Below are 23,774 nucleotides of genomic sequence, written 5' to 3'. Positions count from 1 at the left end.
CCGAGGTGGTTACAACTAAACCGGCGCCCGCCTGGTTTTCTCATTTAAGGCCCGCCGCGCGCGGGCCGCTTTCATTTCGGAGCATGCCATGCCGATCAATGGTTTTACCGTAGGACGTGACATTTCGCTCGACTTCAACACCGCGACGGGGCCGCTGACCTTCGGTCTGATCACGAAATTCTCGAAGAAGCAGGACACGACGGAGAAGAAGATCAAGGGCTTGGACGGGATCACCCGCCATGTCCGCTTTGCGCAGGGTTGGTCCGGAAATATCGAGATCGAGCGGCAGGGGCCTGAGCTCGATGATTACTTCGCTCAGAACGAGGACAACTACTACGCGGGCATCGATGAGCAGGGCGGCACCATCACCGAAACCATCACCGAAGCGTCCGGCGCAGTCTCCCAATTCCGCTATCTCGGCGTGCTGCTCAAGTTTGACGACGCTGGTGACGGCGCCGGTGACGAAACCATGAAGCAGAAGGTCTCTTTCGTGGCTTCGCGCCGCATCAAGGTGTCGTGATATGACCAAACTCACTGTGAATACCGACACGCCGAGTGAACAGATCGTCAAGGCAGCGATGGCCGAGGTGACCGTCCATGACGTGGCGGGGCGTCCGATCATGCTTCGTAAGCCGGGTGCCCTCGCGCAATTCCGTCTGATGGAAGCCGTGGGGGGGACCAACCCGGGCTACATCGCGATGTGCATGCCGCTGATCTATGTCGCGTCAGTTGCCGGCGTGCCCGTTTCCGCCATCCGAACAAAGGCCGAAGTCGAGGCACTCGTGCAGAACCTTGACGAGGACGGCCTGATCGCAGTTTCGGAGGGTGTCGAAAAGCACTTCCCGCCGGCGGATCCGGAAAAGGACCGCACCGCGCTAAAAAAATAGTCCGATCGACGCCGGTTCGTGAGGCGCTCTTTCTCGTCCGAAACGGGGTGCCTTTCGACGTCGCGTTCTCACTCGATGACGTGACGCGGGCCGGCTGGTCGATCATCTTCTCGGAGCTGGACGGCCATCAGTTCGATTTCCGTGCGATGGCGTTCAAGGAAGCGACATGAAAGAGTTCGGCAGCCTCGGGCAATTCGCTTTGCACTTGGTCAGCCTTCAGGCCGGTGTCGCGCTTGAATTGCACCGAGGCTTAAAGCGTGTAGCCGTTGCGGTGGAAGCGACGGCCAGGTCCGAGTTTGGCGAGTATCAGCCCGCTGTCGGTCCGTTCGAGGGATGGTCACCGCTCGCTGATTCAACGAAGGCCGAGCGCGAACGTCGCGGCTACACGCCCGACGACCCGTTGCTTCGATCGGGTGAACTGCGCGACTCGCTCGGAAATGAAGTGAGGGGGCACGAAGCGGTCATTGGTTCGACCTCTGATGTGATGGTCTACCAAGAGCTCGGCACAGATACGATCCCGCCGCGGCCAGTCCTCGGGCCATCGGTCGAGCGCAATCACGAACTCATTCGGAAGGTGCTAGGGAGCGCGCTGGTTGCCGGGCTGGTGGGCGGTGCGGCGATTCCAGCCCACCTGGAATACGACCACAAGGTCGATTAGAAGCCGAATACGGCGCCCACAACTGCCCAGAACACAGGTAGCGCCACAGCGAGCACCACGGCGCAGACGATCAGGATCGGCAGAAAGACGGCAACCAGCGTAATGCGTTGCCACCACGGCATTTGGACGGCGAACTGCAAGGCTGGCCGCCGTTTGGCGGTGTCCGTCACAGCTCGGATGTTGGGGTACTGGATCCAAGTCACCCGATCGGCGAGCCACTCGTGCACTCTATAACGCAGGGAAGTTCTCATGTTTGAAGCCTACAAGATCGGCGTTCGGATCAGCCTGATCAACCACGCTAGCATGGGGCTGGCGCTCCTGTCAAAAGACTTCCTGCGCACGGAATCGGACGCGCAGAAGCTCGAATCCCGCATCAAATCGATCAAGAACATGATGATCGCGGGCGGTGCAATGACTGCGCTTGGCGCGGGTGGGTTGGCGCTGTTCAAGGGGCCTCTGGAAGAAGCGAAGCAGTTTCAGACCGAGGTTGCGAAGTTCACCGCGCTCGGTCTGGGCGATGCCACCAACCGTGATGCGGTGAAGTTCGCCAAGGGCATGGACATCATGGGCTCGTCGGCGCGCGACAATATGGTGCTCCTGCGCGAGGCCACGGCCATCATGGGAGACTTCGGGCATGCCAAGGAGGTATTGCCACTTCTCGCCAAGATGAAATTCGGCATTGAGTCGGTCATGGCGGGGGGCTCAGGCGCCAAGTTCGAGCAGATGTTCCAGGCAGCGATCAAGACAACCGAACTTCGCGGCGCCCTTATTGACCGCGAAACCGGCCACGTTGACTTGCCAAATTTCAAGCGCGTCCTCGACATGATGACGCAGGCTTACGTGGCAAGCGGCGGTACTGTCAAGCCACAGGACTATCTCGCTGCGATCAAAACGGGCGGGGTGTCCACGAAGCTGATGAACGACGAAATGTTCTTCTTCGGCCTTGGCCACTTCATGCAGGAATCTGGTGGCTCCCGCACCGGTACCGCCTCGATGTCGATGTTCCAGAACTGGGCGATGGGGCGCATGCCGCAACGTGTTGCCGAGGACATGGCGAGAGTTGGCCTGCTCGACCCGAAGGCGATCCAGTATGGGACGACTGGGCATATCAAGCGCGTCGACGCGATGGGTATCAAGGATGCGAAGCTCTTCACCGAGAACCCATTTGAGTGGGTGACGAAGGTCGCAGTGCCGCAACTGATGGCGCAGGGGCTCAAGGGCAACGACTTGAACATCGCACTTGCCAAACTGCTCGGCATTCGAACGGCCGCAAACCTCGCCGACCAATTCGTGCGCGAGCAGAAGCTGGCAGAGAAGTACATCGAGCGCTCGCATAAAGCACAGGGCATCGATGGTCTGTACGACAACGGAAAGGGGACGCTGCAGGGCAAGGAGATCGACCTTCATGCGAAATGGGGCAATCTTCTGCTGCGCCTGGGCGAGACGGTGTTGCCCTTGGCGATCCGAGCGCTCGAGCGACTTATCCCGATGCTCGAAAACCTTACCGGGTGGATCGAGAAGAACCATGCGAAGGTCAAGATCCTCGCGGGTGGCTTCGTGGTGCTCTCTGGCGCGCTTGCATTCGCGGGCATCGTGACGATGGCCACAGCGTCGATTCGCGGCTTGACGCTCGCTATACAGAGTTTGTCGCGCGCGGCGGGAGTCGGTGCGGTAGGCGCGGGTGCTTCGGCGGGCGGGTCCATGCTTGGCCGCATGGCCGCCGGTGGGTTGGGCGGCTTGAAGCTTGGTGGCCCTATCGCAATAGCTATGGGGGCCGTCGACGCCTATCAGGTAAGTCAGGATGAAACGCTTGATCGAAAGGCAAAGCAGCGCGCGTATGGTGGTGTCGCCGGAGGCGTTGCCGGCAGTTTGACCGGAATGTATATCGGAGGTGCTATCGGCGGCCTGTTCGGGGGAGTCGGCGCGATCCCCGGCGCAGCGATCGGCGGATTTATCGGCAACTGGCTGGGCGGCAAGGGTGGCGAGGCTGCCGTCGGCGCGTTTCAAAACCCCGCGCAAGCCACCTACTCGAACGAGGTGCGCGGCCACGAAAGCACCTATATTGCGCAAAAGCCCACGCAGACCGTCCAGGTCCATTCTGAACTGAAGCTCGATGGTCGAACGATCGCCGAGCAGGTCAGCACACATCAGGCGCGCGCGCTCAATCGCCCTCTGGGCTCAGGCATGTACGACTTTGGCCTCGCGCTTCCTCCCGCGGGCATGAACTACGCAAAATGACCCCTGACACCGTTCTCACGCTCGGCGACTTCTCGTTCGCGCGCACTGAAATTCCCGAGCATATATCCTTCGGCGGCCAGCAGGCGCTTGTCGTCCACAAGATGGTCGGTGGCGTGAGGCATGTTCAGGCGATGGGCGACGACCCAATGCCCCTTTCGTGGTCGGGTCTGCTGTTCGGTTCGATGGCGCTCGAACGGGCGCTGTACCTGAAGACCTTGAAGGAGTCGGGGCAGGAACTCGAGCTGATCTGGTCCGAGCTGTACTACCTCGTCATCATCCGCGAATTTGTCGCCGACTTCGAGCGTTGGCACCAACTGCCGTACCGGATCAGTTGCGAGGTGGTCGAGGATCTGACGCGCTCGGTGCGCGATGTGCCGGACGCGGGCATCGACGCTCTCGTGAGTGACGACATGCTGTCAATTAGTGGCCTATCTGATCTGGTCGGGGACGGTCCGCTGTCCACGCTAGTAGGTGGCCTCAACACGGCAATCGGTCAGGTGTCGAGCTTCGCCAAGGCCGCGCAAAGCACCATAAACGGGGTGCTACAACCGCTTAATGCGGTGCGCTCGCGGGTTCAGACGTTGATTGCGTCGACGAACAACACGCTGCTCAATGTCACGACACTGGGCGGCATTCTGCCGAACAACCCGATTTCTCAGAATATCGCGCGCTTGACTCAACAGGTGACCGCTGCAACGCAACTGCCGGTGTTGGCTCAGCTCAACACTGTGGTCGGGCGCCTCGGCAAGAACCTCGGCACAATCAACGCTGGAACGAAGAGCCTGACCCTCGCTGGCGGCAATCTCTATCGCGTGGCCGCCAACGAGTATGACGACGCGATGGGGTGGACGACCGTCGCCGCGGCAAACGGCATCACCGATCCGGTGCTGAACGGCGTGAACTCGGTGAAGATCCCGCCGTACAACGTGCCCACGGGGGGCGTGTTCAATGCGTAGCCTCAACCAGGTGCCCGTGGCGGCGACCGCCACCCAGACGCGAGGGGCCGTAAAGCTGAATGACACGCTGATTACGGGCTGGGTGAGCTGGGAAGCTGAATCGAACGGTTTCTATTCAGCGGACACCTTTCGGGTGACGTTCGTCGCCGACATGCTGCCGAGCGACCGCGACGCGCGCTGGTTTTCCGAGCAGTCGGACATGTTCGTCGAGCTTTTCGGCGGCTATGTGGATGACCCAGACAGGTATGAGTTAACGGACCTTGTCAGCGAACTTTACGGCCGCGTCGACGATATCGATTTCGACATCGTGGCCGGCACGATCGAGCTGGTCGGGCGCGATCTCACGTCGGTATTCATCGACGCAAAGACAACCGAGAAGTGGCCGAACCTGACCGCGTCGCAGATCGCCACCCAACTCGCGCAGAGACATGGCCTTACACCGGTGGTCACCGCAACGAGCGCCAAGGCTGGAAAGTACTACGAGATCGATCACGTCAACTTGACCGATCAGCGTAGTGAGTGGGACTTGCTGGCATATCTCGCGCACATCGAGGGTTTCGTCGTGTACGTCAAGGGCAAGGAACTGCACTTCGAGCCGAAGACAGATCCCGATGCGACGCCCTATCTGATTCAGTGGGTTCCGCCGGACGACACGAAGGGCTACCCAGAAGCGAATGTCGTGGACATGAAATTCAGCCGTGCGCTGACAGTGTCCCGGGGCATCCAGGTCGTGGTGCGGACGTGGAACGCCAAGCAAAAGAAGGGCTTCACGGTGTCGTACCCGAACAAGGCCAAGACGACACAGGCGGGCAAGGCGAAGCCATTCGGCGGCGCACAGATCTACAGCTACACCATTCCTGGCCTGACACAAGAGCAGGCGCTGCAACGCGCCCAGAAGATCTATGCGGAATTGATCGCGCATGAAATGAAGCTTCAGATTTCCCGCATGCCTGCCGACTCGATCCTCGGGGTCACAACGATTGTGGAAGTTGCCGGTACGGACACGGCCTGGGACCAGAAGTATTTACCGGACAGTGTCGTTCGTCGAATGAGCATGCCCGATGGCTACGTGATGTCGCTGAGCGCCAAAAACCATACCCCTGATTCGACGGTGACGCTATGAACCCTCATGCGCTTGCGAACGCGATGCGCGGGCTGGCTCAAATTAATGCTGGCACGCGCTCGGAATCGCGCGACGGGACGATCAGCAGTTATGACCCGGTCGCGCACGCGGTCAAAGTGCTTCTGCAGCCCGAGGGAACGGAAACGGGCTGGATCCAGCTCGCGGCAGCAGCCGTCGGGGTAGGGTGGGGTGCGGTGTTTGCCCCTTCCATCGGGGACGCGGTCAAGGTCGATTTCGTCCTCGGCAATGCCGAGACGCCCGTAGCGGTGGCGCGATTCTTCAATGACGTCGACCAGGCGATGCCGGTGCCGTCCGGTGAGTATTGGATGGTGCACAAATTCGGCGCGTTCATGAAGATGTCGAACGACGGGAAGGTCGCGATCAACAGCCAGGTCGAGATCGATGCCACGGCGCCGACGATCGTGATCCAGGCCACCGCGAATGTGAACGTGCAAGCCGGTGGCCAGGCAAACATCACCGCGCCGGCCATCAACCTTGGCGCGGCGGGCCAATCGCTGCTTTCCATCATTACGTCAGCGTTCATGTCCCTGTTCAACAGCCACACCCACAACGAGACGGGGACAGTCACGGCTGCCCCGAATCAACAGATGGGGGCAGCGCACATGACGTCTACGGTCAAGGCATCCTGATGAGCGATTTGAATCACATGTGGGGCTCAGACCTTACCGTCTCGGCCTCGGGCGATTTGCAGCTAGTCGACGGAGCTGACCAGACGCAACAGCGTATCCTGCGCCGCCTCATGACCAACCCCCGGGGCCCTGCCGTTGGCGGGACGCCGCCGGAACCCGGCGATTACATCTTCCATCTGGACTACGGGGCGGGCCTGCCGCGCGAAGTCGGGCGTACGCTCGATGCGGGGCGCATCCGCGCCAAGATTCGCGGTCAGATCCTGCGAGAAGCCTCGGTTGCCCGCCAGCCGGCCCCTGTGATCGATGTTCAAGCCATCGCGAGCGGTGTCAGCGTGTCGATTCGCTATACGGATGCGGCCACCGGCCAGCCCGCCACCCTCAGTTTCAACGTGAATCAATGACCATTTCCACGAAAGACTTCGTGACGCTGGTGCGCGAGCAGGTGACGGCCATTCAGGGCGCTGCTGCGGGGCTCGTAGACCTCACCATCGGCTCGACGCTGCGCGCGGTCGTCGAGGCGACCGCAGCTGTTGCCTTGTGGCTGCAGTCGCTGATTCTGCAGTTGCTTGTCATCACGCGGGCGTCGACGTCGAGCGGTGCCGACCTTGATTCGTGGATGGCTGATTTCGGGGTGACCCGAATTCCTGCTGACCCGGCCAGCGGGCTCGTGACGTTCGCTCGGTTTACGCCGACGCTCAATGCGATCGTGCCGATCGGTGCGCGCGTGCAGACGGGGGACGGAACGCAGACGTTCGCGGTCACGCTGGATGCAACGAACCCGGCGTATGACGCGACACAGAACGCGTATGTGTTGGGCTCCGGTACGTCCTCGGCTACGGTACCGGTGGTCGCTGAAGTTGCTGGCGCGTCGGGCAATGTTGTGGCCGGTGCGGTGAACACGATCGTGCAGGGTATGCCGGGCATCGACACGGTGACCAACGCCGCAGCGTTTACCAACGGCGTCGACGCGGAGATCGACACGGCTCTGCGTGCCCGCTTCGTCGCGTACATCGGCAGTTTGTCGAAGGCCACGAAGGCGGCGGTTCTGTATGCCGTGCTTTCGCTGCAACAGAACGTCAGCGCCACGGTCACCGAGAACCAGCAGCGCAGCGGCTTGGCGCAACTTGGGTTCTTCTATGTGATCGTCGATGACGGCACGGGCAGCCCCTCGTCGACGCTTCTTGCGTCAGCGGCCAATGCGATTGAAGAAGTGCGCCCGCTGAGTGTGACATACGGCGTGTACGGGCCCAATACGGTCATCGCCAACGTGGTCATGGCAATCGTGACGGCGAGCGGGTATGACCACGCTGCAACCGTCGCCCTCGTGGCAGAGGCGATTCAGAACTACATCAACACGCTCGGACTCGGCGTGTCGCTGAGCTTCACGCGCCTCGCGCAGGTCGCCTACGCAGCATCGGATGGCGTCACGAACGTTACCGGCGTCACGCTGAACGGCGGGACGTCCGACCTCGCTGCCACGTCGCAGCAGACAATCAAATCCGGTACGGTTCAGGTGACGTGATGACGGGTGACCAACAGGACATGTTCCAGCGCCTGCGCGCGCTGCTTCCGACGGCCTGGTTCCCTGGCGTCGCCCAGTTCCTCGACGCGCTGCTGGCGGGAATCGCGTACGCCCTGAGCTTTGTCTATTCGCTGTGGGCCTACGCGAAACAGCAGACGCGTATTGCGACGGCCACCGACGGCTGGCTAGACATGATCGCGTGGGACTTCTTCGGCGCCGCTTTACTGCGTGAGCCCGGGCAGTCCGATGATTCGTTCCGTTTCCGGATCGTCATCAACCTGCTGCGGGGAAAGGGTACCCGGCCGGCGATGGTCCAGGTGCTGAAGGATGTAACCGGACAAGCGCCGATCATCTTCGAGCCGAACCGGCCGAAGGATATGGGCGCGCTGAACTCGCCAACATCTGCCGGCTATTGCGGCGTCGCCAGGTTAGGCTCGATGGCCGTCCCCTATACGGCGATGATTACCGCATTTCGCCCGGTGGCGACGGGCGGCACTGCCGGGGCTGCGTATTGCGCCGCGCCATCGCAATCGGCGCTGAACACCCCGCTCGCTTCGTCCTACACGAACTCCTTGTCTTACACCCGTTCATCGGCGTCCGACGCCGATATCTACGCCGCTGTCGACGCTGTCAAGCCGGTGGGCACGGTCATGTGGGTGGGCATCCGCTGACAGCAGCACTTTTTAATGACCAGGGTCGCCAAGTGCGGCCCTTTTTCATTTCGGGGGCAATCCTTGAATCGTCTTATTACGCAGATTGGCCAGTCTATCTACGAATGGTTCTTCACCAAGCCGGCACAGGACAACATGGTGGCCTTGGGGAAACTCACGGCGGCCGTCCTCGGAACCTCGCCGATTGCAAACGGCCTTCCGTGCACGCCGACCTCACCCGCCACGCTGCAAGTCAGCATTGGGCCGGGGGAGTTCTATGCACTTGCAGCGCTTGAATCGACAGTGTTTGGCACGCTTCCGGTCGACACGTCGCACCAGGTTGTGAAGCAAGGCATTCTGCTCGACTCGACGTTGGTGACATGCGCGCCTCCGTCAACGGCTGGCCAAGCGATCAATTACCTGATCGAGGTGCAGTATCAGGACAAGGACGTGAGCCTTGATCCCACTACGGGCGGCGCCGCACCCGTGGTGCTGCAGTATTACAACTCGTCGAATCCGTCGCAGCCCTGGCAAGGGCCGAATAACAGCGGGCAGACGAGCAACACATTCCGGCAGGGCATCGTTGCAATTCAGGCGAAGGCGGGTATTGCGGCGCCGACCGGGACGCAGGCGACGCCGTCACCGGACGCGGGTTGGACGGGCTTGTGGGTTGTCACGGTTGCGAATGGGCAGGCATCGATCACTGCCGGAAATATCGCACAGTACGCTGGCGCGCCGATCCTGCCGGCCAGCATTTTGCCGGCTATTCAGGCGAACCTTTTGGTCAGTGGCACGGATACGGGCGTTGCGAACGCCTGTGCGGTCAACATCGTTCCTGCCGTCCAGACGCTGACCGACAACATGGTGGTCTGGTTCAAGGCGAAAGCCACGAACACTGGCGCCACCACGTTGAACCTCTGCGGCTTGGGCGCGCAGCCGATGGTCGGCGCCGCGCACAGCGCACTGCAAGGCGGCGAGATCATCGCGAACGGCAATTGCGCAGCGATCTGGAATGCAAACATCAATTCGTGGGTGCTGCTCGAATGCACAGGCGGCCCGCTGCAGGTCGGCACTGCCACTCAGTCGCAACACGCAGCGACGCTCGGGCAGGTGCAGTCGGGAAGCGTGGGATTCGGTCAGTCATGGCAGAACGTGCTCGGAAGCCGCGCCGCGAACACCACGTACTACAACACCACCGGCAAAACGATCCTCGTCAACATCACCAGCTCGCATAGCACCGCGGGCAATTTCACGGTTCTGACCATCAACGGAACGCCGGTGTACGGTCAGGGCGACTACTCGTTGGCGAACAACTCGACGAGCTATCTGTGGGCAGTGCCTGCGGGGGCATCGTACGTAGTGACGGTGACTGGCGGAACGTTGAGCGTGAGCCAGTGGACGGAATACCGATAAGGGGATCTGAATGCCATATTTTCAAGACTCGAAGAAGGGGCTGCATTTTCTCAGCCAAGAAGACATTGAGGCGGGCTTCGATTCTCTGTTGCCGAGTGGATGCGAGGAAATTTCCGACGAGGCAGCGCGAGCCATTCAGAACCCGCCGCTGCAGTTGGCTGATGCAACGGCTCAGAAGATGGGCGAGCTGTATGCGGCCTATCAAGCGGCGTCCCGCGTGGACGTGACATACGAGACCGTGGCCGGTGTCAAGCAGACGTTCCAGGCCGATGAGAGCAGCCAGTCGACGCTGCTGGTATCGACGACAGGCTACAACCTCGTTGGCGCCACGCCCGAAGGGTTTTACTGGGTCGCTCGTGACAACGCGCAGGTGCCCTTCACGCTGGAAGACCTGAAGGGCCTCTATGCCGTCATGCTCGGTCAGGGCAAGGTCGCCTTCGACAAGCTGCAAACCCTCAAGGCGGCAGTGCGCGCTGCCACCACGGCCGAAGCGGTCCTAGCCATCAACTGGGCCTGAGCCTACCCGCACTTCGAGAGAAAAACATGCCACGAATCGATGCTGCCTCAGCAGGCGGCAGGAACGCGCTCGCCTTTCTGGATGCGATCGCGTTCAGCGAGCACACCGCCGTCGGGCTGGCCAATTCTGACGACGGCTACAACGTCATCGTCGGCGGCTCGCCGCAGCGCCCGACACTCTTCAACAGTTATCAGGATCACCCGCGCATCCTCGTCACGATCCGAGACAAGAACGGCGCGCCGCGGATCGTCAACGGCAAGCCGCTGCAATCGACCGCGGCGGGGCGCTATCAGCTGCTTGCGCGGTACTTCGATGCCTACCGGCCGTTGCTGCGCCTGACGGACTTCTCGCCGCGCAGCCAGGATCTGATCGCGCTGCGCCAGATCCGCGAGCAGGGCGCCATGCCCGACATTCTGGCCGGCCGAGTCTCGGCGGCCTTTGCCAAGTGCCGAAACATCTGGGCGAGCCTGCCGGGCGCGGGCTACGGACAACACGAAAACACGCTCGACTCTCTGCTCGACGCCTATCGGCGTGCGGGTGGCGTCATTGCACCGTAACCGGGGAACCATCAATGGATGACCACAAGACTGCCTGGACGATTCTGTGCCTGCTGGTGCTGGGAGCTGCTATGGGAATCGGGAAACTGCTCGTGAGCGACGAGGTTTTGACGTGGCGACTGATCATCGGTCGCGCGATTTTGGGCGCCGGCGCATCGATGATCGCCGGCGTGGTGCTGATCCAGATTCCGGATATCCCGCCGCTGGCGCTGCTCGGTATCGGCAGTGTGCTCGGCACGGTCGGCGCGCAGTTCATCGAACTGCAGCTCAAGCGCAGGGCCGGCGGTTTCATGCGCGGTGATAGGGGGTGATGCCATGTCAGTTACCGAAACCCATGAGGAACGCGAGACGCTCGCCGTTGACGTGCTGCTGCCCGGTCACGATCCGCGCGTCACCACACCGTTGTTCACGCACACGCGGGCCGCGCTGATCGAGCGAGAGCGCGGCAGGTGCTTCGTCTGCGGTGGCACTGAGCAGGACAGCGGGCACCCGCTCGAGGCCCATCACCATCCGATCGAACGCAGCACGGCAAACATGATCGACTGGCCGCGATTGGCCGAAGACTGCCGCGCCGGTGTGTGGGGCCCGATCACGCAGGCATTCGATTGGGACGGCTTTCTGGCCGCCCGGCCGTTCGACCCGTATCGGTTCGTCGATGACATGACCGTCAACGGGATGCTGGTGTGCCGCAACCACCACACGGCCAAGAACACTGGGATCCACACGTTACCGTTTCCTTTGTGGGTGGCCCAAAAATATGCCAAGGATGGGTACAAATTTTCGGATATCGAAACGATTCATCATTTCGAGGTGGGCGTAAAATAAGCGGTCCGCCAATGTGCGATCGCGCCATGGCAGTCTGGACAGTCACTCGATATTGGAAATCGAAACGATGGCCGCGAGAAATCCTACGCCGATCGGTGAGAAGTTCAGCCGGCTTACCGTCCTAGGAGATGCTCCGTATCGCGAAGGGAACAAGAATCGCCGCGTGCATGCCCGTTGTGATTGCGGAACAATTCGTGACTACGTGCTTTCCGAGGTGCGACTTGGCAAAACGCAGTCTTGCGGGTGTTTGCAGCGTTCCGGTGAGCCATACAAACGGCACGGTCACGTCACAAAGCGCAGGTTCAGCCCCGAGTATTACTCTTGGGCGTCGATGATGACGCGCTGCACCAACAGCAATCACCCGAAATACTCTGATTACGGCGGCCGCGGCATCCGCGTGTGCGAGCGTTGGCACACGTTTGAGAATTTTCTCGAGGACATGGGGCCGCGCCCAGATGGAATGACCTTGGAGCGCGTGCTGGTGAATGAGGGATATGAGCCGGGGAATTGCGTGTGGGCCACACGCAAACGCCAATCAAACAACACACGCAGCAATACCTTTCTTGAACATGCCGGTAAGAGGCAAACCGTTGCTGAGTGGTCCGACGAGACAGGGCTCGCATACAACACCATCATTGCGCGCATTCACAGGCTTGGATGGTCCGCTGAGAGGGCGTTGACCACACCGCCAAGACGTTCATACGAACGATGAGATTAAACCCGCTTCGGCGGGTTTTTTGTTTTCCGACCGAAATCATCCACCACCACGAGAAGGAAGCGACGAAATGACCATCCGCGTGAAGGTTCTTTGCTACGGCGGCTTGCTGGCCATCTGGGCATTGTTCGCCTGGTTCGGGAAGACGCCCACCGACGGCTTCATCGCCGCAGTAGGTGCCGCGCTGGCGGCGCTTGGCGCTGTGCACGCGGGGGCGGCCACGAAGGGGCAGGGCGACAGCGCTCAAACACCCGGTACGCCGCAGTGATACGGGCGCCCTTCCCATGCCTGGGCGCGCTGCTTCTTGCCGCGTGCGCGGGCAACGCCTCGTACGAAGTGCGGCCGTTTTATGACTCGGCCGGCCGGCTGATCTGCTGCGAGGCGTCAGTCTCGAGCAGCAAAGACGTTGGCGCCGTCACCGTTCGCGTGACCAATACCACTGAGGGTTTCACCCTCGATTTCGCTGAAACCGGCGTGTCGGCCAGCGCGCCGATCACCGCTGGCGGCGGCATTGCTTCCAGCATTTCGGCTGCCGTGACGAGTGCGGCTGCCGCAGCCATCAGTTTTCCCACCCCGTAAGGAAATCACCATGAAGCGTTTTGCAATGTTGGCCGCGTGCGCGGCCATGCTTTCGTGCGCCCTCGCGGCCTGCTCGACGACAGCCCAGTCCGTTCCCTCGCCATCGCAAGTCGCAGCCCGGGTCTGCCCGCCGGTCGAGGTCGCGATTGCCTCGCTGCAGCAGGTCAGCGGCATGAGCAACGGCGCGCTGCAATCGCTCGCCGAGGCGCAGCCGGTCGTTAACGCGGTCTGTGCAGCGGGCTCGACCGTCGATGCGGTGAATCTTCAGTCGCTCGCGAGCGCAGGGCTGCCGGCTATCATCGCCGTCGTGAAGGCGTCGCCGCTGTCGGTACAGGATCAGGATCGAATCGTGATGGGGGTGACGACCGCGCAAATTTTGCTCGCGGCTGCGATCGCCGCGTGGCCGCAAGACGTCGCGACTGGCGCCGCGGCGAAATGAGCCGTTTTCTGACACGCCTCGTCATCGAGAATGCCACCGGCTGCGACGACGGCCGGTGGCGGTTGGTGGCGGACCTGCTCTATCAATCGGATGTCGTAGGGGCGGTGATCACGGTGCCGCGCGGTTTCGTCACCGATCTCGCGTCGGTACCGCGGCTGCCGGTTGTCTACTGGCTCACCGGCGGAACCTCGAATGAGGCCGCCGCCGTGCATGACTGGCTTTACACGACGAAACTTGTGACCCGGGCGGTGGCCGACCGCGTGCTACGCGAAGCGTCCGCCGCAACCTGCGTGCCGGCCTGGCGCCGCTGGCTCATGTACTGGGGCGTCCGCTTGGGCGGCGCGTCGCACTGGACGCTTTCCGCGCCGAACGGTTCATGAGCAAAAAAGATAATCATGGTTATCAAAAATTGAAAAATGATATCCAACATTATCTTTTATCGGTTGGGTGCCCCCGGGATACCAGGCAACTCGCCTCGGCGTTGTCGCTGATCCGAAAGCAGGGCACGGAGACACTCGAGCGCGATGAGCGTGTCGCCGACTTCCTCGCGCCACGCCTGGTGGATGATGGCGTACAGCTTTTCCACTTCCACGAGTACTTTGTCTCGCCGCTCCGCATCGAGGCGACGAAAGGCAACTTCTTCGATCGCGCGCCGCAGATCAGGATCCTTGTGCGTGAGCCACAGACTGCGCAGCTGATCGATGGTCAGGTCAGAAGGGCGGGGATTGAGAGGCATACCACGGCCCCCTCGCTACGCCGACGCGAACTCGTCGAGCACCGGAACGCGGCCGTGCTGGAATAGGACCTTTGGTGATTCCATAGCGCCCGTCTCGGGGTCGAACAGAACCTCGTAGGCTGCCACCCCGGCATGGCGCTCGCGCATTGAGTGCGCGACGCGCACGGCGCCGACGCTGGTGCTGGCCGGCCGCACTTCAACGGGAAGCAAATCGTCGCCTTTCCCTATGCGGAAAGGGACGACAAGAAATCTGGTGGTAAATAGATCTCGCATGGCGGTCTCCCTCGGGGGACTTAGAGGGAGGTAAACTAGCACAAACACTGTGTAAAAACACAGTGTTTGTGCCCTATAATTACCATCGCTATTCAGCTTTTCTCAACAACACAAGGGGGCTTCATCGATGGCCATAGACATTGGCGGTGGAAGCGATATCGAGATATCGGGCAATGTATTCAAAGGGTATGACGTTGCGATTCGCGTGTCAGACGCGTCCAACGTTTCTGTTACGGATTCCGAGTTTATCAACGTAGGCACTGCCCTCAAGGCGAAGCGTATTCGGAATCTAGTTGCGCGCGACAACGTATCCTCTACGCTATTCCAGCCTCGCTTGACTAAAATTGCCTACCTGATCAGAAAGATTATTGAGGGGCGCACGTGAAAGACCGTGACAAACCGATGTTTGACATCGACGAATCTCCGAATACTATCCTCGAACGGAACCGGACTTCGGGTGAAACCTTAGCGAAAGTGTCTCGGTCGCCCGGTTTGAAGGCGACTGATAACGAGGCCGGCATTCGGCAGCAGGAGGCCCACGTTCGGCCGACGTGGTTAATGCGCTTTAAATCCTGGCTGCTCGAAAACATCATCAAGGTCGTTGGCAGCGTCACGGTCGCGGGTGTCATCGCCATTGCGAAGTATTTCTGCGGGATTTGAGCGCCTTTGAAATTTTCCTGCATCGCCATCGAACGCAGAGTAGTCAGTGCGAGTCACGCCGCTGACGGCCTGACCTCGATCGACGTCTGAGCCAAAACGAATGGACCAGACAGTACTCGAATCGCGTGCGGTCCAGACTTACGTGCAGTGAATCTCAACGACACGCAAGCAACGCGACCCGGCTCTGCCTCGTGTTCTCGCTGTGCGACCACTGGCAATCGAAGCACCTCTCTTCCATATGGATCGTCTACGGTCACAAACATGGCGAGAGACATGTTGTCGACGGAAGCTCCGAAATCCAGTTTTAATAGCAAAATCCATGAGATATCAACTGGAATGCTTTCGACGTTGCTGAACGTGAAGCCTCCCCCCAACAGGCTGCACACCCCGTCTCGGACATACACGACATCCGCGGGCAGAATTGCACTGACCCGAAAACCCGCAGAAATGTCCGCAGGTGTAATCTCACGAGAGCCGGCAGGGATTTCACATGTGGATTGAGCGCCCCTCCCTCCGGAAGCTCGAATTGTGCGCAAAACGCGCCCATTGGCAGTGACGAAGTTCAATACTGTCTCTCCGCCGTCCTCCGCATGTTCTCCCGGGTATTTCGCCGCTCTCCCCCCCTCAGGGATGACGAAGTCGATGCGCTCGAAACCTTCCGCGCGAAGCGCCTCCATCTCTTCCTCTGAGATGCGCGCGATTACTCTGTCACCGCCCCCACCACCATCTCCGCCAACGGCATTCTCGCCGATCGTGCCGGCACCGCCGCCTCCTGCGCCATGAGCAGGACCGTCTTGTCCGTCGTTGAGCCTTGTATGCCCTGAATCAAGCAGAGTTGGTACCGCTGCGGCCGAATCGGCGAAACCTTCAAGGGTTATCTTTCCACCTGGACCACCATTTCCGCCTCTCGCGTTTGCCCCGATGGCTCCGCCGCCACCTCCGCCGGCGCCTGGCGCTCGCCCGCCTTCTCCGCCTAAGGAGATGGCGGCCGCCGCAACGCTGATCGATGTATGTAATGCAGATTCAGCCATATCGTCGGTGAGAGCCCATCCCTGTCGTCCGAGGGCGTCAAAATCCGCAAGCTGCTGAGCTTTCCAATCACGCAACACGGGGGGCGTAAACACGTCCATGCGGTTGGGTTGGTCTACCTCCCAAGCATGTTCGAGGCATAACAACAGCAGGTTATTGAAGTTACGATTATCGGCTTCAGTCTGGTTTTCATCCCACCTGGGACCATTTTCGCTTCGTGCGCAAATATGCGACACATTGGAGTTCAGCGTGCGGTCTCCCGTTTCTGGGTCCACACGGTAAAGCGGACGCCTGCAGTTCGGGAAGGCACATCGATATGCGTTGGCGTAGAGCGCCTTGACAGTTTTCGTAGACGGAAGACGATGGGTTATGGGCATGGGTCACCGGTTCAATCGTTCAGAGTGATGCACAGCATATCGTTGACGATATCTAGCTGGGAGGCTCAAGCAGAATCGGATGATCCCAACGTGAAGCCGCAATTCGAATGACCGCTCCACGGTCAAGTCGAGCGGCAAAAAGTTGCCGCAACGCGACACTGTCAGCCGAGCCGGTCCAAACGGCAAGTATTGTGCCAGCCTATCGTCGGGAGGCTTCAGGACCTAAGGAAAGTGCGAAGGTTTGATTCCGCACTTCGGAAGAGGTCAATGTCTGGGCGAGATCAGCGCGATTCTTTTGTCAACGGCTCCTCGGAGAGCCTTATGCCACCATCGTGGTACCGTCCTTGCTCTGGTCTTGCTCAAGGGAATATTCGAACGACCATGGCTGTAAGACCCTCAAGAGAGCAGACCTGAGAACCTGATCAGATCGGGGAAATGGGATACGGGCTTTATATGGACGCCGCGCCGCCGTCGGATCTGCTCAGTTGAAGGTGCTCAGGCTTCCACCGAGCGCCAGCCCGGGATATCGCGGCTGCGAGGTTCGCCGTTCCCGCTGTGCGCGGTGCTTGCTCACGGCACTATCGCTTTTGATAGGGCGGCGTCGTTTACGTGTGAGCTGATTTGTCTTTTAATCTCGGGATGCACATGTAACGGGGACGACCATGACCATCCGCGACCAAGTAATTATTGGGTTGGCAAACGAGAATGATCAGCAGCAGTCAGCGCTGAATGACCTGCGGCATCAGCAGGCGATTCAGGACGCGGAGATTTTCAACCAGCAGACGCTCAACCGTCAGCAACAGGGGCTTCTGGAGCAGGCGAACATCAGCTCTGGAAATCTGTCAGTGGAGAACGCGCGTCTTCGCGAGGAACTCAATTGGTACAAGAGGTTGCTGACGAGGCCGATGGCCGAAATTGCCAATGCGAATGGCCCCTTCCGCGACACTTACAACCAGAAGCAATTGTTGCACTGCCAATGGATCCTCTCGCAGCAATCGTTTAAGGACCTCGCATTCCGCTTCGCAGATCAGCTTGGATTGACGGACAAGGATGTTGCCAAGGCCTTGGCCGAAATCGGGCCCGAGTCGCTCGAACGTGCAGCAAAGAAGTTTCCAGAAGTGGAACGCTGGAAAGAGGAATTGAAAAAAGAGCTGAAGTAATTCCCGCGGCAGAGCGACGATTCCCTCACCCGGATCCTTGTTCGTGAGCCATAGGCTCCGCAACTGATCAATCGTCAGGTCGGATGGACGCGGATAAAGCGGCACGGCGGCCTCCCTCGTGGTGCTGGTGAGGGAGGTAAGCTAGCACAAGTACTGTATAAAAAACACAGTATTTGTATCCGTCACTTTGACGATGTGTAAGCCTGTGCCCGCGTCGTAGAATCTGCGAAAACACAAAACGGGGAAGTCGAATGCGAGGATTGATCGGAGCGTGCCTACTGAGTGTGACCACGATTGCCGTTGGGCAAGGCAACAATTGCGATTGCCAGCAAATCGTTGGCACATGTGCCGTATCTGTGAGCGTCATACCCACTGAATCGACAAAAGGTAGCTATGGCGCAGATCTGAAATTCACGTCCAGTGCTCCCATCTGCTCGAAGGTCGATTACTACGTAGACGGGACGCCGTATTTCACAATACTAAGTCAGGGAAATCGCGGCGAAGACCGGGTGTTCGGGCAGAAGCCGATCACGCGAGCAAATCTGTCCTCGGTCTCATGTCAGGTATGTAAGCGGGCGGGCGCCCCAACTGATAATTCGGGGCGAGCAGCCTCGGCTGACCAACAGCCGCAGAAAATTGATTTAAGCGGTACCTGGAATTCTGTTCAGACGTGCAGTTATGGTTCGGGTACAAGCACCATGACGATCACGCAGGCAAATCCCGGTGACGCATCAATTAGCGGCAACCTTTCCAACGCCAAAATCAATTCCGGTCGCATTGAAGGGAGTGTTGTAACAATTCAGGCAAGCAACTGGCTCGGAAACCAAATTCAAATGGAAGGGCGAGTGATTGGAGCGGGCAGAATTTCGGGTACATATACGCAGACGGCGACAGCAGGTGTGTGCCAGTGGGAAGCCACAAAGATGTGAAAGAGTCCGCGTTCCAGGAACTGCAATATGTGCACCAACTACCGCGTTCCAGACAAGCAGCTATTCAGCGAGTACTACGGCACGTCGGCACCGATCGGCGAATGGCGCGACGAGGTCTACAAGGACTATTTCGCCCCGATCATTCGCCGTGACGGCGACGGGCGGCGCTCGGACCTTTCGTCTTTCGGGATGGTGCCTCGCGAGAAGATCCCGCCAGGCGTGAAGGTGTTCGACGCGATGAACGCGCGTGTGGAGACCGGCGGTCGAAGTTAGAACTTCAACGCGGCAGTGGCTGGTGGGCCAGTTCGCGGTCGCTCACTGCCGCTGCGTAGCGGCTCGCAATGAGTCCATTAGAGTTGAATCATTCAAATCATGGACGCTCTGGCGCCTACCTGTCTCCGGCATGGCTTAAACTGAATCGCGTGATTAAGCTGGGACCGCTGGCTCAGTTAATCGTTGCGTCCACCTGGCAGGTCCATTGGCTTGTCGACCCGAAAGCAGCCTTTGCGGCGATGCCATCAGGACTTTGCGGGTCTAACTCGCGTTTTGAGCAGTCGCAAGCCCCAGTCGAAATCAAGGTTTTTCCGGCGCGGCGCGCTGCTTCGTTTGCCTGGCGCTTCGCGATATCGCACGCGTTAGCGCGATCAGGGTGCCTAGCCGAGAGTGAAATCTGCTGAGCTGCGAGCGTGGCATTACATACCAGGGCCAATGTTGCCACTGCCGCGGAGATAAATCTTCTCATTTCCCCTCACCGTTTAATTTATTTAGCCCCCATCGTTGGAGTGCCCTGCAAAACTTATCACACGGGGTTCGCGGTCCGCATACTTCATTTGATGGATATAAAAAATTTAGGCGGCCGATTAGACTCGCAATCACGAAAATTAGGATCGACATTGCAAAGACGTGCCATGGGCGCGGCGAGACATTTCATGTTGTCGAATCCATCTTCGGGGATAACGATGACGATTTTTGCCGTCAATAGCATGCGCCGAACAAACATGCGGTGGGCGTGACGCCCAGTTGGCCTTGCGTGATCAACGGCAGACGGTTCGCTTTGGTCCGCCGCCAACGACCGCACGAGAGCGGGCGGTCGACTAATCCGAAACAGAAACAGACGCTTAGCAGAGCAAGTGAAATGCTCTTAACACCGGGAACGCGACGTTCAATACAAACGATGAAAAAAGTGATCGCATTTCTTGCCCTTCTTGGTGCCATGCAAATAGCTTCCGCTTCAGACTGCGGCCCCAGAAACCGAGTGAACGTTCAATCCGCGACGGGATGGACAGACAGCCGGATTCGGCAACTTGAAGGCAAGTCGTTCAAGGGAAGCTCGTATGCGAGCCGCCAGAAATGCACTGCAAATCGTGAACTCCGATTCTCGACTGCCAGTGGAGATCGTCTCGCGGGTCACTACAAAATGATATGCGGTGGCGCGGCGTGGGCAGATGCGGAGGTCGAGGTTAAGGCATCCCTCACGCACTATACCGATGACAACACATACGGCAGCAGCCTTGACTATGACATGGTGTACATAGCCGGATGGAGTGGCGTTGGCGACCAAAAGGATAAAAACGTGAGTGGGCAACTCTGTTTCTTGCCTGCCGGGAGAATAGAGTTTGAAGGGAACGTCTACGCGCCTGCCCAGTGATCCGAGAGTGCGGGGCACCGGCTCCTTCCGCCTCGCAGCAGCCCCGCAAGGTTCGCAAGCGCTCAAATAATGAACGCTGCGGCCCTTCCGAAGGTTGCTGGTCCATACGCGTTATGCGAGCGGAATTTTCCCGGCTTGCCTTGGAAACCCGCTACCCACGTAACACTTGAATGCCTCGGCGCGGGAAAATTATTTTCGTAGGCGTTTGATTTTCATCGGGAAAATGGCATTCCGAGACTGGATTGTGATTCCAGTCGTCGTGGGTTCGAGTCCCATCGGTCACCCCAAAATTCCCTTGTTGTTCAAAGCGTTCCACGCATCTCCCTTTCCCGATCCGGGAAATTTTCCAGAAAGCATTCAGATTTGCCCGCTCACGTTTTAGCTAGTGCGCCCTTGACTCGTCGATGGTCGTGATGTTTGCGCGTCATCGCAGGGTTCGCGTGCGCGGCAACATCCGATGAGTCGGCGGCGCGGCTTTGAGCCTGGCGGAAATCGCAGCGGACGGATGTCTCACGGCACCAAGTCCTCGGTGTGCCGCATGAGAGCGCTCGAGTCCGCCTTCCGTCTTTTCCCGACTGATGGCCAGGTGACTGGCGAGTTGTGCGCGTAAATCTGCTCGCCAACGGGCGCCGCCGCATTGCGGTCCATCTCAATGGCAAGCTTGGGCTTTGGCCCAGTCATTTCGTCAATTCTTGCGCCTGTTGTCCGCAATCTCGAACGAATAACATCGCCTTACGTCATGAGTCAGGCGCTAAAGCGAAATAGCCAACCGCGCCCGCGACGCAAGAGACGTTATTTCATGGCCAAATGGCAGAGGACCAGAATGACACGCTTGAACTGGAGCGAGATCGCCCCGGACGGCGCAAAGGCGCTTTTCGGTATCCATCACTATGTGACCAAAAGCACTGACCTGCCCGAGGAACTCATTCATCTTGTGTTCCTCCGTGTTTCACAGATCAACGGATGTGCCCATTGCATCGACATGCACAGTCGCGATCTTAGAAAGACCATGTCTATCGACAAGGTCACGCTGGTGCCGGTGTGGGACGAAGTCCCGCACCTGTTCTCCGATCAGGAGCGCGCCGCCTTGGCTTGGGCCGAAGAGGTGACTCGCGTCAGCGAAACCCATGCTTCGGATGACGCCTACGCGAACGTCTCGGCAGCGTTCTCGCCGAAGGATCTCGTCGATCTCACGATAACGATTGCCGCGATGAACGCTTTCAACCGTCTCGGCGCCCCGTTCCGACTACCTGTCGCCGCCAAAATGTGAGTTCGCGGAAGCAACTGACGGCGACGCGTTCGACAGAATCCGCACTGTGCCCGAAAACGATGGGTCACGGTGCATTGCTGCAGAGTTCGCCTAAGATGCATCAAACAATTGCAACCTGATGTGGAAGAGCGGGGGGAGATACCGGATGACCTCCTCCTCCCCGAAGAAACGTAGCGTCGAGAAGTGGCGATTTCTGGCAAATCTGGAGCCCCGGCGCGGGACTCTCCGGGCCGCCGCGGCACGCGGCATTTGCCGTGTTCGCGGATGACGCCGCGCGCGGTCGCATCGCCAAATATTGAGGCGTCATGTCTCCAGGAAGATCCTGACTGATAGAATCGCGGAACATTTTCCTGCCCGCAGCGCGTCATTCATCGATGGCCCAGATCACCACCGGCATTCGTGCGATTCTCTCTTCGCCAGCAGTTTACGATTTCGTTCAGAATGCACTGGGTGCCAAGCGAGGTCGGCGTGACTTTGTCACCGAATTCGTGCGGCCCGTGCCGGGCCAGCGGATTCTCGACATAGGGTGTGGGACCGCCGAGATACTGCCGTTTCTTCCCGAGGTCGATTACGAAGGGTTCGACATCAGTCCCGGGTACATCGCTGCCGCGCAGCAGCGTCACGCAGGCCGAGGGCGATTTCACTGTCGTCTCTTTACCAGGGACGATGCGAACAGGATCCAGCCCGCGGACATTGTGCTGGCTGTGGGCTTGCTGCACCATTTGAACGACGAAGACGCATCGGAATTCATTGCGCTTGCACGCGACGCGCTTCGCCCCGGCGGTCGACTCGTTACGCTCGATCCCTGCTACGACACCCAACAATCCGCCATCGCGCGATATCTGGTGAGCAAGGATCGAGGCCAGAACGTCCGAGACGCACTGGGCTATCAGGCCTTGTTCTCATCGCATTTCCCGGTGGCAGAGTGCCGGGTTCGCCACCGAACCTGGATTCCCTACACTCACTGCGCCATGGTGGCGACCAAGCCAATTGCGCAGCCTCATGGCGAACCCGTCGCCGCTTGACTTCGCAGGGGAACACAGCGTCGCCGCGCTCAACGCAATCCGCTTACATCCGAGGGCGGTCGGTTCGGGGCTTGGGGGCGGCGGGCAGATCCGCCATCATGGCGCGAATGCTTTCCCTGATCACCTTGCTTCGGATTTCGTCGATGTCGCTCACCGACGCGCCCTTCGGCGCAATCGCCGCCGTGTTGAAGCGCACCAGGGGCACGAGTCCACCCGTCCGGCCCGCTGCATTGATCTTCGGGGACACCCCGGACGTGGCCGTGCATGCGATGTCTCCCCGGGCCGAGACCGGCGTGCAGTGGTAAATCAGGACGATCTCGTACTGGTTCGCGGGAAAGCGCTTCACGTATTCCGGTGTGATGAGGTCGCTGACCAGTGTCGGCAAATCCACTGGCTTGCCGTCGCCAAAATATGAGAGTGTGAATTCACCGGCGGCGTCGGCCCCGAAGGATGTGCACAGCAACGCCAGCAACAGCGCGAGTTTCGCTTTCATGCCAGATTCCCCGTTGTTATCAGACTCGTCGAATATTGTTGTCTCTCGCGACAGCCGCGACGCAGGCCGCACGCCCTGAAGCCTGCGCATCTCATCGCGAGACGCAATGTCGCTGGGCGTTCGGCAACCGTAAACGCCATGGCGCCGTCTTCGCATCGCGCCGCTTGCCGGATCGCAGGGCCGAGGAGGGCATGATCGCCCATATGGACCGTCCGTATCAACCGGTGCGACCGAATTCCGGCAAGTCAGGCAGGCCCGGCAGGCCCGGCACGATCGGTGGCTTCCGCCGGCAAGTGCGGCGGCGACCGGTGCAGGTGGGCACTTTTGGCGCACCCTCCGAGCCGTTGCCGCACCTGCCGGCTGCCCGAGATAAACGGTTCCGCCCGCGTCGAGGGCGGCCCAGGGTCGGCAAATTCACAAACCTTGATCTACGTCTAATTCCGCG

At 59.7% G+C, this 23,774-nt stretch carries 33 protein-coding genes; 29 read left to right on the top strand and 4 right to left on the bottom strand.

The window, feature by feature from the left end:
- The first annotated feature begins 88 nt into the window (after positions 1 to 88).
- The 4 genes from LV28_RS38190 to LV28_RS38180 are packed head-to-tail and all read left to right on the top strand — an operon-like array spanning position 89 to position 1,545.
- Entirely contained in the window at positions 89 to 520 is a 432-nt protein-coding gene (locus tag LV28_RS38190) for a hypothetical protein (RefSeq protein ID WP_038620861.1), read from the top strand.
- A gap of 16 nt (positions 521 to 536) precedes the next feature.
- Entirely contained in the window at positions 537 to 887 is a 351-nt protein-coding gene (locus tag LV28_RS38185) for a hypothetical protein (protein ID WP_255315220.1), read from the top strand.
- A gap of 47 nt (positions 888 to 934) precedes the next feature.
- The gene (locus tag LV28_RS49405; RefSeq protein ID WP_255315221.1) at positions 935 to 1,057 is read left to right on the top strand and encodes a hypothetical protein; all 123 of its coding nucleotides are present in this window, start codon (positions 935 to 937) and stop codon (positions 1,055 to 1,057) included.
- Positions 1,054 to 1,545, top strand: coding sequence for a phage virion morphogenesis protein (locus LV28_RS38180; RefSeq protein ID WP_038620866.1), 492 nt, complete (start codon positions 1,054 to 1,056; stop codon positions 1,543 to 1,545). The genes LV28_RS49405 and LV28_RS38180 overlap by 4 nt, the downstream gene beginning before the upstream one ends.
- Here the strand turns inward: LV28_RS38180 and LV28_RS38175 are convergent.
- Positions 1,542 to 1,796 (bottom strand): hypothetical protein, encoded by a 255-nt coding sequence (locus tag LV28_RS38175; RefSeq protein WP_038620868.1) that lies wholly within the window; start codon positions 1,794 to 1,796, stop codon positions 1,542 to 1,544. The two genes, LV28_RS38180 and LV28_RS38175, sit on opposite strands and share 4 nt — an antisense overlap.
- Here LV28_RS38175 and LV28_RS38170 point away from each other — a divergent pair.
- The 14 genes from LV28_RS38170 to LV28_RS38110 all read left to right on the top strand — a co-directional run bounded on the left by LV28_RS38170 (position 1,795) and on the right by LV28_RS38110 (position 12,979).
- Positions 1,795 to 3,783 (top strand): phage tail tape measure protein, encoded by a 1,989-nt coding sequence (locus LV28_RS38170; protein WP_038620870.1) that lies wholly within the window; start codon positions 1,795 to 1,797, stop codon positions 3,781 to 3,783. The genes LV28_RS38175 and LV28_RS38170 overlap by 2 nt on opposite strands.
- On the top strand, positions 3,780 to 4,739 hold the full coding sequence (locus tag LV28_RS38165; protein ID WP_038620871.1) for a hypothetical protein: 960 nt from the start codon (positions 3,780 to 3,782) through the stop codon (positions 4,737 to 4,739). Before LV28_RS38170 ends, LV28_RS38165 begins: the two co-directional genes overlap by 4 nt.
- Positions 4,732 to 5,862, top strand: coding sequence for a hypothetical protein (locus LV28_RS38160; protein ID WP_038620873.1), 1,131 nt, complete (start codon positions 4,732 to 4,734; stop codon positions 5,860 to 5,862). Before LV28_RS38165 ends, LV28_RS38160 begins: the two co-directional genes overlap by 8 nt.
- Positions 5,859 to 6,512, top strand: a complete 654-nt coding sequence (locus tag LV28_RS38155; protein WP_052408642.1) for a phage baseplate assembly protein V — start codon at positions 5,859 to 5,861, stop codon at positions 6,510 to 6,512. Before LV28_RS38160 ends, LV28_RS38155 begins: the two co-directional genes overlap by 4 nt.
- Positions 6,512 to 6,913 carry a hypothetical protein gene (locus LV28_RS38150; protein ID WP_038620876.1) on the top strand — a complete coding sequence of 134 codons (402 nt, stop codon included), beginning with the start codon at positions 6,512 to 6,514 and terminating at the stop codon, positions 6,911 to 6,913. The genes LV28_RS38155 and LV28_RS38150 overlap by 1 nt, the downstream gene beginning before the upstream one ends.
- A gap of 20 nt (positions 6,914 to 6,933) precedes the next feature.
- Complete coding sequence (locus tag LV28_RS38145) at positions 6,934 to 8,034, top strand: baseplate J/gp47 family protein (protein ID WP_306628975.1); 1,101 nt, start codon at positions 6,934 to 6,936, stop codon at positions 8,032 to 8,034.
- Complete coding sequence (locus LV28_RS38140; RefSeq protein ID WP_255315154.1) at positions 8,034 to 8,705, top strand: UCP028438 family phage-derived protein; 672 nt, start codon at positions 8,034 to 8,036, stop codon at positions 8,703 to 8,705. The genes LV28_RS38145 and LV28_RS38140 overlap by 1 nt, the downstream gene beginning before the upstream one ends.
- 15 nt (positions 8,706 to 8,720) lie before the next feature.
- Positions 8,721 to 10,097, top strand: coding sequence for a hypothetical protein (locus tag LV28_RS38135; RefSeq protein ID WP_147291553.1), 1,377 nt, complete (start codon positions 8,721 to 8,723; stop codon positions 10,095 to 10,097).
- A gap of 10 nt (positions 10,098 to 10,107) precedes the next feature.
- Positions 10,108 to 10,614, top strand: a complete 507-nt coding sequence (locus LV28_RS38130) for a DUF4376 domain-containing protein (protein ID WP_038617139.1) — start codon at positions 10,108 to 10,110, stop codon at positions 10,612 to 10,614.
- A 26-nt stretch (positions 10,615 to 10,640) separates the two neighbouring features.
- Positions 10,641 to 11,171 (top strand): glycoside hydrolase family 24 protein, encoded by a 531-nt coding sequence (locus tag LV28_RS38125; RefSeq protein WP_038617141.1) that lies wholly within the window; start codon positions 10,641 to 10,643, stop codon positions 11,169 to 11,171.
- Between the two features lie 14 nt (positions 11,172 to 11,185).
- On the top strand, positions 11,186 to 11,482 hold the full coding sequence (locus LV28_RS38120; RefSeq protein ID WP_038617144.1) for a phage holin family protein: 297 nt from the start codon (positions 11,186 to 11,188) through the stop codon (positions 11,480 to 11,482).
- Positions 11,483 to 11,534: 52 nt separating this feature from the next.
- On the top strand, positions 11,535 to 11,996 hold the full coding sequence (locus LV28_RS38115) for a hypothetical protein (protein WP_257125729.1): 462 nt from the start codon (positions 11,535 to 11,537) through the stop codon (positions 11,994 to 11,996).
- A gap of 52 nt (positions 11,997 to 12,048) precedes the next feature.
- Complete coding sequence (locus LV28_RS48780) at positions 12,049 to 12,708, top strand: hypothetical protein (protein WP_147291554.1); 660 nt, start codon at positions 12,049 to 12,051, stop codon at positions 12,706 to 12,708.
- A gap of 73 nt (positions 12,709 to 12,781) precedes the next feature.
- Positions 12,782 to 12,979: a hypothetical protein gene (locus LV28_RS38110; protein WP_038617151.1), complete on the top strand. Its 198-nt coding sequence runs from the start codon at positions 12,782 to 12,784 to the stop codon at positions 12,977 to 12,979.
- Positions 12,980 to 13,058: 79 nt separating this feature from the next.
- Here LV28_RS38110 and LV28_RS48775 read toward each other — a convergent pair whose 3' ends face one another.
- Entirely contained in the window at positions 13,059 to 13,271 is a 213-nt protein-coding gene (locus LV28_RS48775) for a hypothetical protein (RefSeq protein ID WP_147291555.1), read from the bottom strand.
- Between the two features lie 65 nt (positions 13,272 to 13,336).
- On the opposite strand from LV28_RS48775, the gene LV28_RS38100 reads away from it, so the two are divergent.
- The 5 genes from LV28_RS38100 (at position 13,337) to LV28_RS38075 (ending at position 15,398) form a co-directional block, all read left to right on the top strand.
- Positions 13,337 to 13,729 carry a hypothetical protein gene (locus LV28_RS38100; protein ID WP_155765753.1) on the top strand — a complete coding sequence of 131 codons (393 nt, stop codon included), beginning with the start codon at positions 13,337 to 13,339 and terminating at the stop codon, positions 13,727 to 13,729.
- A complete protein-coding gene (locus tag LV28_RS38095) occupies positions 13,726 to 14,109 on the top strand; it encodes a DUF1353 domain-containing protein (protein WP_052408596.1) in 384 nt (127 codons plus the stop codon). Before LV28_RS38100 ends, LV28_RS38095 begins: the two co-directional genes overlap by 4 nt.
- A complete protein-coding gene (locus LV28_RS48770) occupies positions 14,106 to 14,531 on the top strand; it encodes a hypothetical protein (RefSeq protein WP_147291557.1) in 426 nt (141 codons plus the stop codon). The genes LV28_RS38095 and LV28_RS48770 overlap by 4 nt, the downstream gene beginning before the upstream one ends.
- Positions 14,532 to 14,865: 334 nt before the next feature.
- Positions 14,866 to 15,123, top strand: a complete 258-nt coding sequence (locus LV28_RS38080; protein WP_038617165.1) for a hypothetical protein — start codon at positions 14,866 to 14,868, stop codon at positions 15,121 to 15,123.
- Positions 15,120 to 15,398, top strand: coding sequence for a hypothetical protein (locus LV28_RS38075; protein WP_147291558.1), 279 nt, complete (start codon positions 15,120 to 15,122; stop codon positions 15,396 to 15,398). Before LV28_RS38080 ends, LV28_RS38075 begins: the two co-directional genes overlap by 4 nt.
- A 53-nt stretch (positions 15,399 to 15,451) precedes the next feature.
- Here the strand turns inward: LV28_RS38075 and LV28_RS48765 are convergent, their stop codons facing one another.
- The gene (locus LV28_RS48765) at positions 15,452 to 16,702 is read right to left on the bottom strand and encodes a hypothetical protein (protein ID WP_147291559.1); all 1,251 of its coding nucleotides are present in this window, start codon (positions 16,700 to 16,702) and stop codon (positions 15,452 to 15,454) included.
- 764 nt (positions 16,703 to 17,466) lie between these two features.
- Here LV28_RS48765 and LV28_RS38070 point away from each other — a divergent pair.
- The 6 genes from LV28_RS38070 (at position 17,467) to LV28_RS38050 (ending at position 22,836) form a co-directional block, all read left to right on the top strand.
- Positions 17,467 to 17,964, top strand: coding sequence for a hypothetical protein (locus tag LV28_RS38070; protein ID WP_038617170.1), 498 nt, complete (start codon positions 17,467 to 17,469; stop codon positions 17,962 to 17,964).
- A gap of 698 nt (positions 17,965 to 18,662) precedes the next feature.
- Entirely contained in the window at positions 18,663 to 18,893 is a 231-nt protein-coding gene (locus tag LV28_RS48760) for a hypothetical protein (protein WP_147291560.1), read from the top strand.
- 27 nt (positions 18,894 to 18,920) lie between these two features.
- Positions 18,921 to 19,166, top strand: coding sequence for a hypothetical protein (locus LV28_RS38065; RefSeq protein WP_052408597.1), 246 nt, complete (start codon positions 18,921 to 18,923; stop codon positions 19,164 to 19,166).
- Positions 19,167 to 20,067: 901 nt separating this feature from the next.
- A complete protein-coding gene (locus LV28_RS48755; RefSeq protein WP_147291561.1) occupies positions 20,068 to 20,541 on the top strand; it encodes a hypothetical protein in 474 nt (157 codons plus the stop codon).
- Positions 20,542 to 21,364: 823 nt separating this feature from the next.
- Complete coding sequence (locus LV28_RS38055; RefSeq protein WP_025249312.1) at positions 21,365 to 21,811, top strand: carboxymuconolactone decarboxylase family protein; 447 nt, start codon at positions 21,365 to 21,367, stop codon at positions 21,809 to 21,811.
- A 374-nt stretch (positions 21,812 to 22,185) separates the two neighbouring features.
- On the top strand, positions 22,186 to 22,836 hold the full coding sequence (locus LV28_RS38050; RefSeq protein WP_048806315.1) for an SAM-dependent methyltransferase: 651 nt from the start codon (positions 22,186 to 22,188) through the stop codon (positions 22,834 to 22,836).
- A 43-nt stretch (positions 22,837 to 22,879) separates the two neighbouring features.
- On the opposite strand, the gene LV28_RS38045 is transcribed toward LV28_RS38050, so the two are convergent.
- Positions 22,880 to 23,329, bottom strand: coding sequence for a hypothetical protein (locus tag LV28_RS38045; protein WP_023596414.1), 450 nt, complete (start codon positions 23,327 to 23,329; stop codon positions 22,880 to 22,882).
- Positions 23,330 to 23,774: the final 445 nt, after the last annotated feature.

This window comes from Pandoraea pnomenusa (assembly GCF_000767615.3).
Lineage (GTDB): Bacteria > Pseudomonadota > Gammaproteobacteria > Burkholderiales > Burkholderiaceae > Pandoraea > Pandoraea pnomenusa.
The sequence above is the reverse complement of the archived record's forward strand: the minus strand, read 5'-3'. Positions and strand labels throughout refer to the sequence as shown.